This window comes from Amycolatopsis sp. NPDC051128, assembly GCF_040682715.1.
Taxonomy (GTDB): Bacteria; Actinomycetota; Actinomycetes; order Mycobacteriales; family Pseudonocardiaceae; genus Amycolatopsis.
On record NZ_JBFBBN010000044.1, the window covers coordinates 1 to 17,374 of the forward strand.

At 72.6% G+C, this 17,374-nt stretch carries 13 protein-coding genes; 8 read left to right on the forward strand and 5 right to left on the reverse strand.

Going from position 1 to position 17,374, the window contains the following annotated elements; all coding sequences use genetic code 11:
• Positions 1–557: 557 nt before the first annotated feature.
• From AB0M82_RS33890 to AB0M82_RS33915, 6 genes are all read left to right on the forward strand, one after another.
• Complete coding sequence (locus AB0M82_RS33890; protein ID WP_364730818.1) at positions 558–1,331, forward strand: alpha/beta fold hydrolase; 774 nt, start codon at positions 558–560, stop codon at positions 1,329–1,331.
• Positions 1,324–3,120 carry an amino acid adenylation domain-containing protein gene (locus AB0M82_RS33895; protein WP_364730820.1) on the forward strand — a complete coding sequence of 599 codons (1,797 nt, stop codon included), beginning with the start codon at positions 1,324–1,326 and terminating at the stop codon, positions 3,118–3,120. The genes AB0M82_RS33890 and AB0M82_RS33895 overlap by 8 nt, the downstream gene beginning before the upstream one ends.
• Positions 3,120–4,478, forward strand: a complete 1,359-nt coding sequence (locus AB0M82_RS33900; protein WP_364730823.1) for a tryptophan 7-halogenase — start codon at positions 3,120–3,122, stop codon at positions 4,476–4,478. Before AB0M82_RS33895 ends, AB0M82_RS33900 begins: the two co-directional genes overlap by 1 nt.
• Complete coding sequence (locus tag AB0M82_RS33905; protein ID WP_364730825.1) at positions 4,471–5,625, forward strand: cation:proton antiporter; 1,155 nt, start codon at positions 4,471–4,473, stop codon at positions 5,623–5,625. The genes AB0M82_RS33900 and AB0M82_RS33905 overlap by 8 nt, the downstream gene beginning before the upstream one ends.
• Position 5,626: 1 nt before the next feature.
• Positions 5,627–7,030 (forward strand): tryptophanase, encoded by a 1,404-nt coding sequence (locus AB0M82_RS33910; RefSeq protein ID WP_364730828.1) that lies wholly within the window; start codon positions 5,627–5,629, stop codon positions 7,028–7,030.
• Positions 7,031–7,437: 407 nt separating this feature from the next.
• Positions 7,438–8,574, forward strand: a complete 1,137-nt coding sequence (locus AB0M82_RS33915) for an NAD(P)/FAD-dependent oxidoreductase (protein WP_364730830.1) — start codon at positions 7,438–7,440, stop codon at positions 8,572–8,574.
• 28 nt (positions 8,575–8,602) lie between these two features.
• Here AB0M82_RS33915 and AB0M82_RS33920 read toward each other — a convergent pair whose 3' ends face one another.
• Both AB0M82_RS33920 and AB0M82_RS33925 read right to left on the reverse strand, forming a co-directional pair.
• A complete protein-coding gene (locus AB0M82_RS33920; RefSeq protein WP_364730832.1) occupies positions 8,603–10,984 on the reverse strand; it encodes a penicillin acylase family protein in 2,382 nt (793 codons plus the stop codon).
• A 95-nt stretch (positions 10,985–11,079) separates the two neighbouring features.
• Entirely contained in the window at positions 11,080–11,661 is a 582-nt protein-coding gene (locus AB0M82_RS33925) for a dihydrofolate reductase family protein (protein WP_364730834.1), read from the reverse strand.
• Between the two features lie 91 nt (positions 11,662–11,752).
• Between AB0M82_RS33925 and AB0M82_RS33930 the strand changes: the two genes are divergently transcribed.
• Positions 11,753–12,364 (forward strand): TetR family transcriptional regulator, encoded by a 612-nt coding sequence (locus tag AB0M82_RS33930; protein WP_364730837.1) that lies wholly within the window; start codon positions 11,753–11,755, stop codon positions 12,362–12,364.
• Positions 12,365–12,369: 5 nt separating this feature from the next.
• Here the strand turns inward: AB0M82_RS33930 and AB0M82_RS33935 are convergent, their stop codons facing one another.
• Complete coding sequence (locus AB0M82_RS33935) at positions 12,370–12,954, reverse strand: dihydrofolate reductase family protein (protein ID WP_364730840.1); 585 nt, start codon at positions 12,952–12,954, stop codon at positions 12,370–12,372.
• A 129-nt stretch (positions 12,955–13,083) separates the two neighbouring features.
• On the opposite strand from AB0M82_RS33935, the gene AB0M82_RS33940 reads away from it, so the two are divergent.
• The gene (locus AB0M82_RS33940; RefSeq protein ID WP_364730842.1) at positions 13,084–14,088 is read left to right on the forward strand and encodes a sigma-70 family RNA polymerase sigma factor; all 1,005 of its coding nucleotides are present in this window, start codon (positions 13,084–13,086) and stop codon (positions 14,086–14,088) included.
• A 198-nt stretch (positions 14,089–14,286) separates the two neighbouring features.
• Here AB0M82_RS33940 and AB0M82_RS33945 read toward each other — a convergent pair whose 3' ends face one another.
• Both AB0M82_RS33945 and AB0M82_RS33950 read right to left on the reverse strand, forming a co-directional pair.
• Positions 14,287–16,284, reverse strand: a complete 1,998-nt coding sequence (locus AB0M82_RS33945; RefSeq protein WP_364730844.1) for a hypothetical protein — start codon at positions 16,282–16,284, stop codon at positions 14,287–14,289.
• Positions 16,281–17,201 (reverse strand): BadF/BadG/BcrA/BcrD ATPase family protein, encoded by a 921-nt coding sequence (locus AB0M82_RS33950; protein WP_364730846.1) that lies wholly within the window; start codon positions 17,199–17,201, stop codon positions 16,281–16,283. Before AB0M82_RS33950 ends, AB0M82_RS33945 begins: the two co-directional genes overlap by 4 nt.
• Positions 17,202–17,374: the final 173 nt, after the last annotated feature.

Here is a 17,374-nt window from a genome sequence, read left to right on the forward strand (position 1 = left end):
AACGATGTCCTCGGTGGACAGTCCGATCTCGAGAGCGCGGCCGTCGTCACCGTGCGGTGCCCGAGCGGGACGGTCGCCTCGTTGGGCGACAAAGCCGTCGTCCAGGGTCGGGTGGCAGGCGGGCGACGGGCCTTCTTCTCAAGAATGTCACCCCACAGGGGGATTGTCCGGAGTCCATCGAGTGATCTTCCGGCGTTGCGATCAAACCGTTTCGACAAATGGACCCACCGAGCCGTATCTTTCGACTCGGACGGATGATCGACATGGGTACTCGGACGGATGATCGACATGGGTGACGGCGGTGAACAGCTTGGTCGGCTTCGACCTTGCGTGTCCCTTGTGGAGGGACGTCCGGGGGTGAGACGGGCTGAGCCCGTCGGCATGGCCGGCATCGGCCGTGGTGGATCATGACCTCGGGCGTGCGCCCGGCGGGTCACTGAGCAAGCAGCCGGAATGACGCACAGGAGCGTCTTCCGGCCCTTATCGAATACGTAAAATTGTCAATTCCGTTTCCTGATGGAAAGCGGAACAATCAGTCATTCTTCGAAGGATTAATCATGCCCTCTGCCATCAGATCCTTGGTCCGGGGGGACCGTTCCGGCAACGGCTGCCGCTATCTGTGCCTGCCGCCGGCCGGGGGCACCGTCGGCATGCTCCGGGAGATCGCCGCCGCCGCTCCCGTCGAGATCTGGGGGGTGGAGTACCCGGGCCGGGGCGACCGGTGGGACATCCCGCTGCCCGGCTCGCTGGAGGAGCTCGCCGAGCAGCTGACGGCCGAGCTCCTCGCCGCACCGGCGCCGGTGGGGCGGACGGTCCTGGTCGGGTTCAGCATGGGCGCGTTCCTCGCGGTGGAGCTGGCCCAGCGGCTCCACGCCCACGGTGGCGTGGTGCCCGCGGCCGTCGTGGTCATCGGGACGCCGGCGCCGCAGCGGCGGGTCCGCGGGCGGTACGCCCGGCTCGGCGAGGAGACCCTGGCCGAGGTGCTGGGTGGCGAAGGATTCGTGCCAGGACAGGGGAATCGTGCCTCCTTCGAAGTGTGGGCCTACGCCCGGGATCTGCTGCGCCGTGACGTCGAGCTGACCGCCGCGTACCCGGGTCCCGCCACGACGGCGCTGCGCTGCCCGCTCGCCGCGTTGCGCGGTGCGGCCGATCCCGTCGGGACGGAGGACGCGACCGAGGCGTGGCGGACGTGGACGACCGGCCCGTTCCTGGCCGCGACGGTGCCGGGCGGTCACCTCGGGCTGCTGGCGCCGGGCCGGGGCGCGGAGTTCTGGACGTCGATGCGGCAGGTCGAGCGGAATCTCGTCGCGGCAGGGGTTTGTGATGGCTGACGACAGGCCGTCCGTCGTCGAGGGCGAGCGGCGGTTCATCCCCGGCGTCGGCTGGCAGGAGCTGTTCGAACTGCGGGCACGCGCGTTCCCGGAGCGGACGGCCTTGGTCGCCGACGACGTCTCGTGGAGCTTCGCCGACCTGCGCCGGTGGAGCGGACGGCTGGCCGACGTGCTGCGCGCGGCCGGGGCGCGGCCGGGCTCGGTGGTCGCCTGCGCGATGACCCGGTCCGTGCGGGCGGTGCTCGCTCCGCTCGCCGTCGCGAAGACCGGCGCCACCTATCTGCCGCTGGATCCCACGCTCCCCCCGGCCCGGCGCGCGCTGATCCTCGCCGACGCCCGCCCCGCGGTGCTGCTCACCGACATCGCCGACCTCGCCGACGGCGCGGACGTGGTGCTGTCCCCGGAGAACTGGATGAACGAACTGGCCCGCCGCCCCGAGCACACGGCCGCACCGGCCGGCGCCGGGAACCCGGCGTACGTGATCTACACGTCCGGCTCCACCGGACGTCCCAAAGGCGTCGTGGTGGGGCACCGGAGCCTGGTCAACCTGTACGGCGAACTCGCCGCGCGGCTGTTCCCGGCCGGCCGCGAGCCGTGGCGGGTGGCGCACGGCCTGCCGCTGGCGTTCGACGCGTCGTGGGACCCGCTGCTGTGGATGCTCGGCGGGCACGAGGTCCACCTGGTGCCGGAGGACGTCCGCACCGATCCCGAGCGTTGTGTCCGGTTCGTCCGCGAGCGGCGGCTGTCGGTGGTGGAAGCCGTCCCGGCGCAGCTCGCGGGACTCGTCGACGCGGGACTGCTCGCCGGGGACGGACGTCCGCGGATGCTGCTCATGGGCGGTGAGGCGGTCGCGCCGGCGCTGTGGTCCCGGCTGCGGGCGACACCGGACCTCGTGGCGGTGAACCTGTACGGCCCGACCGAATGCACCGTCTTCACCACCTTCTGCCGGGTGGGGGAGCAGGACACGCCCGCGATCGGACGGCCGATCGCCAACACCAGCGTCCAGGTCGTGGACCCGCGGCTGCGGCCGGTGCCGGTCGGGGAGCCCGGCGAGCTCCTCGTCGGCGGGGCGTCACTCGCGCTGGGCTACCTCGGCGACGCGGCGCTGACGTCCGCCCGGTTCGGGGCCGCGCCCCAGCGCTGGTACCGCACCGGCGACCGGTGCCGCTGCGAACCCGACGGCACCCTGCGCTGGCTGGGCCGGCTCGACGACCAGGTCAAGATCCGCGGCCACCGGGTCGAACCGGCCGAGGCCGAGCACGCCCTGCTCGCGCTGCCCGGCGTGCGGCAGGCCATGGTCCGCGGCGAAGGCGCCGGCGACCACCTGCGCCTGGTGGCGTACGTCGTCCCCGACGCCGGCCCCGATGATGACCTGCGCGACCTGCGTGGCCTGCGCGGCCGGCTCGCCGAAACGCTGCCCGGATACCTCGTGCCCGCGACGGTCGTCGAGGTCGACGCGCTGCCCGTCGGCCGCACCGGCAAGGTCGACCGCGCCGCCGTCCGGATCGCGCCGCGCCGGCTGACCCCGGCCGAGTCCGTGGTGGCGGCGGCGTTCCGGAGCCAGCTCGGGCTCTCCCAGTTCGACCCGGTGGCCGCGGACAGCGATTTCTTCGCCCTCGGCGGGCACAGCCTGTCCGCCGCGGCGCTGGCGGCGCGCCTGCGGGCCCGCGGCGTGCCGTGCTCGCTGCAGGACGTCCTGCGCCGCCGCACCGTCGGCCGGCTGGCGGACCTCGTCCCCGACAGCTCGAACAGTTTGAACAATTCGGACAGTACTGAAGGGAGGCAGTGATGACCGACTTCGACGTCATCGTCGCCGGTGGCGGGCCCGGTGGGTCGACCGCGGCCGGGCTGATCGCGGCCGACGGCCACCGCGTCCTGCTGCTGGAGCGGGAACACCTGCCGCGCTACCAGATCGGGGAGTCACTGCTCCCGGCGACCGTGCACGGGATCTGCGCGCTGCTCGGGGTGCGCGAGGAAATCGAACGCGCCGGGTTCGTCCGCAAACGCGGCGGCATGTTCCGGTGGGGCAGCAGCCCCGAACCGTGGACGTTCTCCTTCGCCGCGTCCGACCGGATGGCCGGCCCGACCTCCTACGCCTACCAGGTGGAACGCACCCGGTTCGACACGATCCTGCTGCGCAACGCCCGCCGTCTCGGCGCCGACGTCCGGGAAGGACACCGGGTGACCGGCACGATCCGGACGGACGGCCGGATCGCCGGCGTCCGCTACCTCGACGAGACCGGCCGTGAACGGGTGGCGACGGCCCGGTTCGTCGTCGACGCCTCCGGGCACACCAGCCGCCTGCACCACGCCGTCGGCGGCGCCCGCGAGTACTCCGCGGAGTTCCGGAACGTGGCGTTGTTCGGCTATTTCCTCGGCGGCGACCGGCTGCCCGAACCGGACTCGGGCAACATCCTGTGCGCGGCGTTCGAGGCCGGCTGGTTCTGGTACATCCCGTTGTCGGCGAGCCTGACCAGCGTCGGCGCGGTCGTCCGGCACGACGCCGCGGCCCGGGTGCAGGGAGACCCCGAGACGGCGTTGCGCGGCCTGATCGCGGACTGCCCGCTGATCGGCAAGCTGCTCTGCGACGCCCGGCGCGCCACCGAGCCGCCGTACGACCGGCTGCGGGTGCGCAAGGACTACTCCTACGACCGGACGGAGCTGCACAGCCCGGGGATGGTCCTGGTCGGCGACGCCGCCTGCTTCATCGACCCGGTGTTCTCCTCCGGCGTCCACCTGGCCACCTACAGCGCGCTGCTGGCCGCGCGGTCGATCAACAGCACCCTCGCCGGCCTGGTTCCCGAGGACCGCTGCTTCGCCGAGTTCGACGCCCGCTACCGCCGCGAGTTCGGGCTGTTCCGGGACTTCCTGCGTGGCTTCTACCGGCTGGAGGCCGACCAGCGGTCCTACTACCGGCACGCGCACCGCGTGACCGCCCACCACGGCGACGACCGCACCGCGTTCGTCGACCTCGTCGGCGGGGTGTCCTCGAGCGACTTCGACGCCTTCGGCGAGGTCCTCGGCGAAGGCGTCCAGCTTCAGCTGCGCGGGTTGCACGGCGAAGCCGCCGGCGACGAGCCGCCGATGTTCCCCGGCGGCCTCGCGTCCTCGGCCGACGGCCGTCGCTGGCAGGTGCCCGATGCCTGAGTTCGCCGTCCTGTTCGCCGCCCTTGCCGTGCTGCTGGGCCTCGCGCGGCTGGCGGGCCGGCTGACGGCCGCGCTGGGGCAGCCCGCGGTGCTCGGCGAAATCCTGTGCGGTGTGGCGCTCGCGCCGGCGGGTCGCGTCCTGCCGGCGCCGGTGGAGTCCGCGCTCTCGGCGATCGCCCAGCTGGGTCTGGTGCTGTTCCTGTTCGCCGCCGGTGCCCACCTGGCCCCGGCGATGACCGCCACCCGGTTGAAGGCGGCCGTGGTCCCGGCGCTGGGCGCCCTGCTCGTGCCACTGGCGCTGGGCGCGGCGCTGGCGGTGTGGCTGGCCCGGCGGCACGCCCCCGCCGGTCCGGGACCGTTCGTGGTGTTCGTCGCGGCCGCGATGGCGGTGACGGCGTTGCCGGTGCTGGCCCGGATCCTGGCCGAACGCGGCCTGCTCGACGACATCGCCGGACAACGGGCGCTGAGCGCCGCCGCCGTCACGGACGTCGCCGCGTGGACGCTGCTCGCCATCGCCGCCGCGTCGCTGCACGGCCGGTCGATGACAGCGCCGCTGGCGGCCATGGCGGCGATGACCGCGCTGCCGGTCCTCAGCCGGTCCCGGTTCCGCCGCTGGATCGCCCGGCAGTCCCGGTCCTCGGCGACGGCGGTGCTGGTCGCGCTGGCCTGCGCGGCCGCGGCGGTGACGGCCGCGGCGGGGCTGCACCCGGCGATCGGGGCGTTCTTCGCCGGTGCCGCGCTCGGCCACGCCGTCCCGGCGATCGACCCGGCCGGGCTGGTCACGCCCGCCGGGGCGCTGCTGGTGCCGCTGTACTTCGTGCTCGTCGGGCGGGCCGTCGAACTCGGCGGCCTCGACGCCGCCCTGGCCGTCGAAACCGCCGCGATCGTCGTCGTCGCCGTGGCCGGCAAGGGCGGCGGCGCCTACCTGGGCGCCCGGCTCGCCGGCGTGTCCCCCCGGCCGGCCGGGGTGTTCGCCGCGCTGATGAACACCCGCGGCGTCACCGAACTGGTCTTCGTCAGCATCGGGCTCGGCCTGGGCGTCATCGACAGCGCGTTCTACACCGCGATGGTCGTGATGGCGCTGGTGACCACGGCGATGACCGGCCCCCTGCTCACCCGGCTGACCCAGCAACGCGAGGAAGTGTGACATGCCCGTCTACCCACCGGAACCCTGGCGCATCAAGATGGTCGAGCCGCTGCGGACCACCACCCGCGACGACCGCGAGGAGGCGCTGCGCGAGGCGGGATGGAACCCGTGCCTGCTGCGCTCCGAAGACGTCTACGTCGACCTGTTCACCGACTCCGGCACCAACGCGATGTCGGACCGGCAGTGGTCGGCGCTGATGCGCGGCGACGAAGCCTACGCGGGCGCGCGCAGCTTCTACGTCTTCGAAGAGGCCGTGCGCGCCTTCTACGGCTACGAGCACGTCATCCCGGTGCACCAGGGCCGCGGCGGCGAGAACATCCTGTCCCGCTGCCTGATCCGCCCCGGCACGCACGTCCCGGGGAACATGTACTTCCCCAGCACCCGCGCCCACCAGGAGCTCAACGGCGCGACGTTCCACGACGTGATCGTCGACGAAGCCCACGACGCCGAGTCGGAGCATCCGTTCAAGGGCGACGTCGATCTCGGCAAGCTGCGCGCGGTCATCGCCGAGTTCGGGGCCGACGCGATCCCGTACGTGTCGCTCGCCGCGACGGTCAACATGGCAGGCGGCCAGCCGATCAGCGTCGCGAACGTGGCCGAGACGTGCGCGCTGGCGCACGCCCACGGGATCCCGGTGTTCCTCGACACCGCCCGCGCGGTCGAAAACGCCTGGCTGGTCAAGCAACGCGAACCCGGCTGGGCGCGTGCTTCGGTCGCGGAGATCCTGCTGGCCTTGTGCGCGCCGACCGACGGGGCGGTGATGTCCGCCAAGAAGGATTCGCTGGCCAACATCGGCGGCTGGATCGCCCTGCGCGACCCCGTGCTCGCCGAGCAGGCCCGCGGTCTCGTCCTGGTCTACGAAGGACTGCACACCTACGGCGGGATGACCGGCCGCGACATGGAAGCCATCGCGGTCGGCATCGCCGAATCGGTCGAGGAGGACCACATCCGCGCCCGGGTCGCCCAGGTCGAATACCTCGGCGAACGCCTCGACCGCGCGGGCGTGCCGATCACCCGGCCGATCGGCGGGCACTGCGTGTGCATCGACGCGGCCGCGGCGCTCCCGCACGTGCCCCGGACCGACTTCCCGGCCCAGACGGTGGCTTGCGCCATCTACCTGGAAGCCGGCGTCCGCGGCGTCGAACGCGGCGCCGTCACCGCCGGCCGGGACCCGGTCACCGGAGTGAACCGCCTGCCGAAGCTGGAACTCCTGCGGCTCGCGATTCCCCGCCGGGTCTACACCCGTGCGCACATGGACCTGGTGGCCGACACCGTCATCGCCGTCCACCGGGACCGGGACCGGATCGCGTGCGGGCTGACCTTCGCCTACGAGCCGCGGCACCTGCGGTTCTTCCAAGCCCGGTTCAAACCCGTCTCAGGGGCGAGCATCTTCGACACGAGGTGAGCCGGTGAGGCCGGGTAGTCAAGGATTCCTCTGCCGCGCAAGCGGTCAACGGAAGGCCGTGAATGGCCTCTATGTCCCTCAATGGGCCATTCACGGCTGTGGGCGAGACCAGCGTCCCGCCCGCGGCGTGGCCGAGACCGTCGCCGCCACCACCGGCGCGAGCCCCGGGAATTTCTCCGGATCGCCCGGGAAACCGCCGACCGGCACCGGTGGCTGCACCCCGGACGCGTGGACGCCGCGCCGCTGTGGGCGCCACCCGAAGACCTCGCCGTCGAGACCGCCTGACCGGGTGCGGCCGCTCCTGGCCCGGCCTGCCAGCCCCGTGCCAGTGCCGTGTGCGGCACTTGCCAGCGGCCCGCGTGAGGATCTGGAACGTAATTCCAGAATCCCCTCGCGAAGGAGCTTCCATGCACACCCCAGTCACGATCATCGGCGCCGGGCTCGGCGGGCTCACGCTGGCCCGCGTGCTGCACGTCCACGGCATCGCGGCCGTGGTCCACGAGGCGGAGCCGTCCCCGATGGCGCGCACGCAGGGCGGGATGCTCGACATCCACGACTACAACGGGCAGCTCGCCATCGAGGCGGCCGGCCTGGTGGACGAGTTCCGCGGCCTGGTCCTGGACGGCCGCCAGGCGATGCGGATCCTCGACCGGACCGGAGCCGTCGTGTTCGAGAAGGCCGACGACGGCACGGGCGGCCGCCCCGAAGTGCTGCGCGGCGAGCTGCGCCGCATGCTGCTCGACGCGCTCCCGGACGGCACCGTCCGGTGGGGCCACCAGGCCGACGGCGTCCGCGCCCTCGGCGAGGGCCGCCACGAGGTGACCTTCGCCGACGGCTCCACGGTCGTCACGAGCCTGCTGGTCGGCGCGGACGGCGCGTGGTCGGGGGTCCGGCCGCTGCTCAGCGACGCCACACCCGAATACGCCGGCACGGCGTTCGTCGAGACCTACCTGTTCGACGCCGGCACCCGCCACCCCGCCACCGCGAAAGCGGTCGGCGGCGGGGCGATGTTCGCGAACGGGCCCAGCCCGGACCGGGCGATCCACGCGCACCGGGAAAGCGGCGACACCCTGCACACCTACGTGCAGCTCACGAAGCCGCTGGACTGGTTCGCCGCCATCGACTTCACCGATCCGGCCGCGGCCAGGGCGCGGATCGCGCGCGAATTCGACGGCTGGGCCCCGGAACTCGTCGCCCTGATCACCGGCGGCGACACCGCGCCGGTCCTGCGCCCGCACCACACCCTGCCGGTCGGGCACCGGTGGGATCGCGTGCCGGGAGCGACCCTCGTCGGCGACGCGGCTCACCTCATGGCCCCGAACGGCGAAGGCGCCAACCTGGCCATGCTGGACGGCGCCGAACTCGGCAAGGCCCTCGCCGCACATCCGGGTGACGTCGAGGCCGCCATCGCCGAATACGAGCGGGAGATGTTCATCCGCGGCGCGACCCCGATCGACGAGGCCGTCCTCCTGGAGAGCTTGTTCGGCGACGACGTCCCCCAGAGCTTCATCGACGTTCTCGCCGAACACGAGCGGACGTCCTGAGCGGCGGGGCCCGGCGTCGCCGCCCCGGTCACCCCGCGGCCGGCTCCAGCCGGATCCGGACGTCGAGGTTGCGTTCGACCTCGCTCCGGCTGTACAGCAGGGGGAACGAGCCGCCGGCGGCCCAAAGGGCGTTGAGGTCACGGTAGTGCGGGCTCCGCGGGTCGCCGGACTGCCCGGGCGCGTTGATCGCGGCCGAGCCGTTCCAGTTCCCGACGTCCAGGGCCATCTTGAACGTCGCGCCGTTGAGCTGCTGGTAGGTCAGCGGATGGAAGAAGGACGGGTGGATCGTGTGGTACGAGCCGCCCACCGGGTTCGGGCCGACGTTCGGGCCGCCCAGCGGATGCACGAACTCCTGGTAGTGCAGCGAACCCCAGCGCCACGTCGACGGGTCGGCCCCGAGCTTGCCGGCGACGTCGCGGAACGCGAGCGGCAGCGTGTCCAGGATCAGCTTGTCGCGCGTCGCCGCGCCGTCCGGGCCGAGCCACCCCGCCGGGTCCGCGAAGGACGCGATGACCAGGCTGAATTCGGGATTGATGGTGCCCGCCAACGTGTCCGCGGCAGCCTGGGGGAGCACCGCGTGTGCCCACGCGTAGTGCAGGTACTTCATGATCCACGTCTCGAACAGCGCGGCACCCGGCGAATCCACCGACGCGACGCCGTCGTACCCGCGCAGCAGCTCCAGCGCCCGCGCGGTGTCCGGGTCCGATGAGGACAGTCCTCGCACGAAGGCGAGAAGCTGGGTGGCCACCAACGACTTCTCGTCCTTCTGCAGGGCGAGCGAATCGGCGACGGTCGCGTTCGGGCGGGACTTGATCAGCTCGTCGATGCGCTGCTTGCGGTACGGCAGCTGCCATTCGTAGTTGGAGACCACCGGGTGGCCCGGCGGGATGTTGAAGTCGTTGGCCGAGGCGAAGAATCCGGATGCCGGGTTGTACTGGCCGGGCAGCTCGCTGTTCGCGTGGAAGCCGTTCCACTCGTAGCGTCCGTCGCCGGGCACGGGCAGCAGGCCGTCGTAGCCGGCTCCGGTGCGGCGCGGCGTCAGGCCGGCCGGGACGTACCCGATGTTGCCGCGCACGTCGGCGTACGCCAGGTTCGATCCCGGCGTGGCCCAGGTCCGCATGCCCGCGGTGAACTCGCCGAAGTTCCCGGCCCGCTGGTAGTTCAGGCTGCCGAGGTAGGCCGCGCTGCCCGGCTGCGTCCACGCCGTGCGGACCGCGAACGCCCGGTGCGCCGCCTCGTCGACCTTGACGACCGGGCCGTGCCGGGTGAACGTCAGCTCCCGGGTGACGGACGCGCCGCCCCGGACCGGGATGGTCTCGGTGACCGTGGTCAGCCGCTCCCAGCCGGTGCCGTAGCGGTACCGCGTGTGGTCGTTCGGATCGAGCTCGTAGACGTACAGGTCGGTCTGGTCGATCGGCAGGTTGGTCAGCCCGAACGCGACGCTTTCGTTGTGCCCGATGGCGATTCCCGGGTTCCACGGCTCGCCGGCGCCGGCCAGGTTCAGCCCCGGCGCGGACAGCTGCGCGACGTACCGGCCCGAGGGTAGCGAGTCGGAGCGGCGGTGCGGGTCGTTGGCCACGATCGGCCGGCCCGACGCGGTCCGCGACGGGCCGATCGTCCAGGCGTTGCTGCCGGAGGTCGCGTCGGCGATGTCCTTGTTCCGGCTGTCCTCGGTCTGGAAGCCGCTGCCGGTGAAGGAAACCGCGGCGGTCGCGAGACTGTACACCTTCAGCACGTCGTCCGGCACCGAGCACGGGTCGAGCCCGGCGGGCACCGCCGCCTCGTGCGTGGGATACAGGCCGCGCAGGTAGCGGCTCGCGCCGGGGCCGGCCTGGCAGACCAGCTTCGCGCGGGCGACCTCCCACGTCAGGTTCTCCCCGATGGCGTGCGTGCGGATCCGCACCACGTCCTGCGGACGCCAGCGGGCGGGCTGGTAGCCGAGCTTGCCGAACTCCGGCGGGAGCGCGGAGGGGTTGCGGCCCAGCCAGTCGACGTAGGAGTTGATGCCCTCGGCGAACCGGGTCGCGGCCAGCCTGCCCTCCGGGCCGTAGGACGCCCACTCGGCGTCCATGTCGCCGCGGTAGAGGAACAGCCGGGCGGCCCGATCCTGCTCCACATAGGACGGACCGAGCACCTCGCTGAGCGCGCCGAGGCCGCGGCGGCGCCAGGTGTCGATCTGGAACAGCCGGTCACGGGCGATGTTGAAGCCCTGGGCGAAGAAGAGGTCGCTGGTGTCGGCCGCGTAGATGTGCGGTACGCCCCACTTGTCGACCAGCAGCTCGACCGGCCGGTGCAGCCCGGCGGCCGCGTAGCGCGGTCCGGTCGCCGCCGCCACGGCCGGAACCGGCGCCAGGCAGAGCACGACCAGGGCGAGGAGCAGGCCACGGATGGCCGATCGGCGTGGGGCCATGGTGATCTCCTCGTTCGGGGCTCGGGACCGGGTTCGCCGTTCGATGTCTACTCGCCGCCGGCGCGGTTCCACGAGCCCCTTAGGGGGCGACCGGGTCAGCTCGCCGGGCGGTACGTGGTGATCGCGCCGCCGTGGCCGAACGGCAGGACTTCCACCGGGGTGAACCCGCGCGGCGCGAAGCCGCCGCTGAACATCGGCAGCCCGCCGCCGGCGATCACGGGGTAGGACTTGATCACCAGTTCGTCGATCTCCGGCAGCAGCTGCCCCGCCAGCTCGGCGCCGCCGCACAGCCAGATGTCCAGGCCGCCGTCCTCCTCCTTGAGCTGCCGCGCCAGCGCCCGCGGGTCGCCGGGCACGAGCGTGACCGCCGGGTCGGCGACCTCGGTGAGCGACCGCGACACGACGTACTGCCGCAGGTGCGCGAACGGACTGGTCACCCCTTCGTCCAGCGGGACCTGGTAGGTGCCGCGGCCCATGATGACCGTGTCGTACCGCTTGTTCGGCGTGTCCACGGCCATCCCGATGAGCGGCCGGAGGTGGGTCGGCATGGTCTCCGGGAACTCCGACCGCACGTGGGCGACCATGTCCGGGTCGAGCGGGTGGAAATCGGTCTCCCCGGCCGGGCCGGCGATCATGCCGTCGATGCTGACGCCGGTGAAGTACACGAGCTTGCGCATGGGATGTCCCCCTATTGAAATCACTCTGAATGTAGTACTTTGCCTGAAGTGGTTCGAACCGTAGTACTACGACTGGAGTGGTGTCAACATCATGGTCCGACGCAACCCCGAACGGCGGGCGGCGCTGCTCGACGCCTCGATCGACGTCCTGGCCCGCGAAGGCGCGCGCGGGCTCACCTTCCGCGCGGTCGACCAGCAGGCCGGGGTGCCGGCCGGCACGGCCTCCAACTACTTCGCCAGCCGCGACGACCTCCTCCGGCAAGCCGGTGAGCGCGTGTACGAGCGGCTCACCGACGAGGCGGTGCTCGCGGACGGTCTGGCGGGACCGCGCGACCGGGCCCGGCTCACCGAGCTGATGCACGGGCTCGTGGACCGCGTGGCCGCGTTCCCCACGGGTTTCCTGGCGCTGCTGGAACTGCGGCTGGAGGCCGCCCGCCGGCCGGAGCTGCGGGAGGTGCTGACCGCCCGCATCCGCGCGGACGTGGAGCTGAACGTCGCCTACCACGAGAAGTCCGGCCTGCCCGGCGACGGCACGATGGTGGTCCTGCTGTGGCTGGCGCTGAACTGGCTGATCATGGAGCGGCTGACCCTGCCCGGCCTGCTCACCGATCAGCAGCGCCGTGAGCTGGTCACCGCCCTGGTGGACCGCCTGCTCGCCGGTCAGCCCGAGGCGCCGGTGACGCCGTTCCGGGCCGACCGGTAGCCGGTCTAGGCGTCCCGGACGAGCCGGTAGGTCAGCAACGCGAGGCTGTCCCCGACGGTGCGGGTGCCGACCAGGCGCGCGGGCTTGACGCCGCTGGTCTCGGGGAACAGCCTCCCGCCCGCGCCGACCACGAACGGGTAGGTCATCAGCCGCAGCTCGTCGGCGAGGTCGTGCTCGAGCAGCGTGTGCACGAGCCGCCCGCTGCCGTAGACGACGATTTCGCCGTCGACCTGTTCCTTCAGCTTCGCGACCGCCCGCGCCACGTCGCCCGTCAGCACGGTGGGTTCGCCCCAGCCGGCACCCTCGAGCGCGGATGAGGAGACGACGTACTTGGGCAGGCTCCGCAACCGGTCCGCCCACTCGCCACCGCGGGACGCCCACCCGCGCGTGAGGAAGTACGCGTGGGTCCGCCGGCCCATCAGGAGGGCCGCGGCGCCCAGCGCCTCCTCGAATTCGACCTTGGCCCACGCTTCGCGGTCCTGGTCACTGATCCGGGTGAACCAGCTGCCGCGGCCGAGGCCGTCCTCGCCGGTGGGGTCCTGGATGACTCCGTCGAGCGTGACGTTCTCGCTGATGACGATCTTTCCCATGGTGGTCCTCCTGTGTCGCGTTGCCGGTTACTCCTGATCCAGACGCCGCGCCGCCCGGAAAGGGGGCGCCCCTTTCCGGGCCTCGCCGACGTCGGTACAGGATGGAAACGCCGGGGAAAGGTGGAGTCGATGGGAGCCGACCTGATCAGCAGGGCGCGGGCGGGGGACGGCGAGGCGTTCCGGGCACTGACCGAGCCGCACCGCCGCGAGCTGCAGGTGCACTGCTACCGGATGCTCGGCTCGTTCCAGGACGCCGAGGACGCCCTCCAGGACACCATGCTGGCCGCCTGGCGGGGGCTCGGCGGGTTCGACGGCCGCGCCTCGATCCGCACCTGGCTCTACCGGATCGCCACCAACCGGTGTCTCAGCACGCTTCGCTCGGCCGCCCGTCGCCCGGCCAAGGCGTGGGACATCCCCGGCGTCGAACCGCCCGAGCCGACCCGGCTCGGCGAAGTCGTCTGGCTCGAACCGTTTCCCGACGCGCTCCTCGACGGCGCGTTCGCCGTGCCGCTCGGCCCGGAGGCCCGCTACGAGCAGAGCGAATCCATCTCGCTCGCCTTCGTGACCGCGCTCCAGGTCCTGCCGCCCCGCCAGCTGGCCGTGCTCGTGCTGCGCGATGTCCTCGGATTCCCCGCGAGCGAGGTCGCCGGCATGCTGGACACGACAGTCGAATCGGTCAAGAGCGCCCTCAAGCGGGCGCGGGCCGGCTTGCGGCGCCGGCCGGTGGACGAACCGCCGCCCGCCACCGGCTCGGCCGCCGAGAACGCGATCGTGGCACAGTTCGTGCGCGCCTGGGAAGCCGCCGACGTCGACGCGCTGGTGACCCTGCTGACCGACGACGCCTTCGTGTCCATGCCACCGCTGCCCCACGAGTACGAGGGCCGGGACGCCGTGGCGCGGTTCTGCGCCCGCCTCTTCGCCGTGGGCCGCCGGTTCGATCTCGTGCCGACCCGCGCCAACGGCCAGCCGGCGTTCGGGGCGTATCTGCGCGGTCCGGACGGGACCCGCCACGGGACCGGCGTCTACGTCCTCGCCCTCGCCGGTGACCGGATCCGCGGCATGGTCCGCTTCGAGAGCAGCGTGCTCCCGGCCTTCGGGCTGCCGCGGAGCCGAGGGACGTCGGAAGTCGGTTGACGCCAGGGGCGATGCGCCCCAATGTGGCGTTGGTTGCGTTGGATGCACCCAATGTGGCGTTGGTTGCGTTGGATGCACCCAATGTGGCGTTGGTTGCGTTGGATGCACCCAATGTGGCGTTCGGTGCGTCCAACGCACCCAATGTGGCGTTCGGTGCGTCAGACGCAACCAACGCCACATTGGGGCGCATCGCCGGGCTCACGAACCCGCGTCGGCGCGAGACTCCAGTCGCAGCACCGGCTCGCCGCCGGCATCACCGGCCGCGTCGCCGATCAGGGCCGCGAAGTGGTCCGTCGTCACCCGGACGTCTCCGCCCGCGAAACTCACCTCGACCGGGAACGGGCCGTCGTCCGAGGGGCCGTAGCGGACCGCGAACACCGCGACTTCCGGTGGTGTGCCCGGGAGCGGGTCCGCGAGCACCTGGTTGGTCTGCGTGACCCGTCGCCAGCCGCTGTCCGGGTTGCCGTAGCCACGGGGGTCGTCCGCCAGGGAGAACGCCAGCTTCTCCTGGGTCATCCCGGCCGTTTCCGGGCTGCTGAAGTGGTTCCGCCCGGCGGCCGGGTTGACCACCCGCAGACCCGCGCCCGACGTGATCAGCAACTCGCCCGCGCACAGCGATCCGCCGGTTTCCAGGACCGCCCCCGGAGCGGACAGGTCGAACGGCGGGCCCGCGGGCTCCGCCACCGTGAGGATCTTGTCCTGCCGGGCGCCGACGGCACGGGCGTACGGCAGCCCGGCCAGGAACCACAGCTCGGCGTCCGCGGGGATGGCGGTGCGGGGCACCGCGGTGACCAGCGTGATCCGCTCGCCGTCGCACACCGAGAGCTGCCGGACGCTGAGCATCGCCTGCTCCCGGGTGACGACCGCCTTCGTCACCAGCTTGGCGACGAGCCCGGCCGCCCGCGCGTCGCGGGTCCGCGTCGGACCCAGCGGGCGGGTCAGCAGCAGCGAGGTGCCGTCGGCGTACCGGACGAGGGGACCGATGCCGTGCTGGTGGTCGGCCACGGACTCGATCACGGCCGTCCCGGCGGCGTCGACCAGGTAGGGGGTGAGCTCCGCCGTCAACGAGATCGACGCCGTCCGGCCCCGCAGCGAATGCGTGGTGAGCACGGGACTTCCGCCGTCGCGGAACCATTCGCCGTCGTCCTGGCAGAACCACACCGTCGTGAAGGCGAAGTGGCCGCTGGGCGCGCCGGTGGCCGCCACCGGGTAGTAGGGGACCCGGCGATCGCCGAGGTAGCGGCCGAGGTCGGCGTGGATCCGGCCGCTGAAGAAGCGGAGGCCGAGCAGGCCTTCGGCGCCGACGTGCTGCTCGCTGTACCGCGGCCCGCCGTAGTCGAAGCCGCGCGCGGACAGCCGGCACTCCAGGTGGCGGGCGATCTCGACGCCGTCGTCGAGGAACAGCCGGTCGCCGCTGACCAGGTAGGCCTTGGCGAGAAAGGACAGTGAGATCGGCAGGTAGTTCTGGTCGTGCCCGCCGCCGTGCTCGGCGGGGAGGGCGAACCCGCGATCGGCGACCCTGGCCGGCCGGATCACCTCGGTGTACCAGCGCGTCGCCGCCACGCTGATCCGCCTGCCCTCGCGGGTGCGGGCCTGGGCTTCGAGCCGGCGGCCGAGCATCAGCCCGCCGGTCACCGCGCCGATCGCCTGGTTGGCCGTCTGCTGGGGGTTGAAGAGGCTGGCTTCGGTCAGCCACCGCCAGTATCCGATCGCGACCTCGGTCAGCTCGGCGTACTGGTCGCCGGTGAGCAGACCCCGGCCGAGGTCGAGGACGTTGACCGCGTGCAGCAGGGCCCACACCGTGCTCGGCCAGTCGCCGAACGGGTGCTCGCCCTCGCCGGGCATGTACCGGGCGTACGGATAGCCGCTGTCGCGGATCCGCAGGAACGGCTCGCCGGGGTTGTCGGTGCGGAAGACCCGGTGGCGGAGGACGAACTCCACGCCTCGCCGCACCGCCTCGGGCAGCTCGCCGCGGTCCGTCGCTTTCCGTTGCCACGCAAGGCAAAGGAGCGAGACGACGCCGAGCGCCATGTCGCCGATGTCGTCGTCGGCAGCCGGGTCTTCGAAGTTGCCGTCCGGCTGCTGGTGGGCGAGGGCGGCCCGCACCGCGCCGTCGAGGACGCCGTCGAGGTGCGCGCGGTCGTCGGGCAGGTCGTGCAGGCTCGCGTGCTGGCTCGGCAGGGAAACCGGGGTCACTCCGGCCACCCCCTGGCCCGGACCAGCCGCTCGGCGAGCCGCACGGCGCCGTGCACCGGCGCGACGGCCAGCCGGTGGATCCTGATCGACGGGAGGACGGCGGACAGCCGGCGCTCGAAGGCGGTGAAGAGGCTTTGCTGACGGAGGATCACGCCGCCCGCGACGACGACGTCGGGTGCGCCGGGAGCGCGGGAGTGCACTCCCGCGACCAGCCGGGCCAGCGCGGCCGCGCCTTCCTCCACCACGTGCGCGGCGAGGGCGGAACCGCCCTCCAGGGCCTGGAAGACGAGGGTCGCCCGGCGGCCCCAGCCGCTCCCGCCGGGCTCGGCGGCCAGCCGGTCGGGCAGGTCGGCCACCTCGGCGACCCCGTAGGAGCGGAGCAGCAGTTCGGCGAGCAGGTCCGGCCGCTCGCCGCGGTCGCGGGCGGCGAGGCTCGCCTTCGTCGCTTCGCGCAGCAGCCCGGAAGCGCTTCCTTCGTCGCCGAGCAGCCAGCCCCAGCCGCCGACGAAGACCGGGCTGCCGTCGGCGGCGCGGCCGACCGCGACCGAGCCGGTGCCCGCCACCAGCCCGATTCCGGCCGTCAGGCCCGCGGCCGGAACCAGCAGCTCGGCGTCGTTCCGGACCAGGCACGGCACGCGCAGGGCGCGCTCCAGCGCGGTTTGCAGCTGCAGGCACCGGAGTGCGCTGTCGCACCCGTTCGCCCCGACCGCCAGTGCCGCGATCGGCGTCGACGGCGGCAGGGCGTGTTCGACGACTTCGAACAGGCGGGCCGCGGCCTTGTCGACGTCGGCCACGGTCCAGTCGCCGCTGGGAACCACGGTGTCCGCGATGATCTCGGACCGCCACGTGGCGCGGAGGTGGGTCTTCGTGCCGCCGACGTCCAGGCCGACCAGCGCGCCGGTGTGCGGTGCCGGCAAGGATTTCCTCCCGGATTCACGGGGCGGTCGAGGGGAACGTACTTGCTCGCGCCCGGTCGGAACGCGATGATGCGGCTGGGACCCGCGTTGGTTAGGCAGTAAACAAACGAACCGGGTCCTTGTCAACGGTCTCGGGCGAACGGCTGTGCGTTCGGGGGAACGCCTGGGCCGGA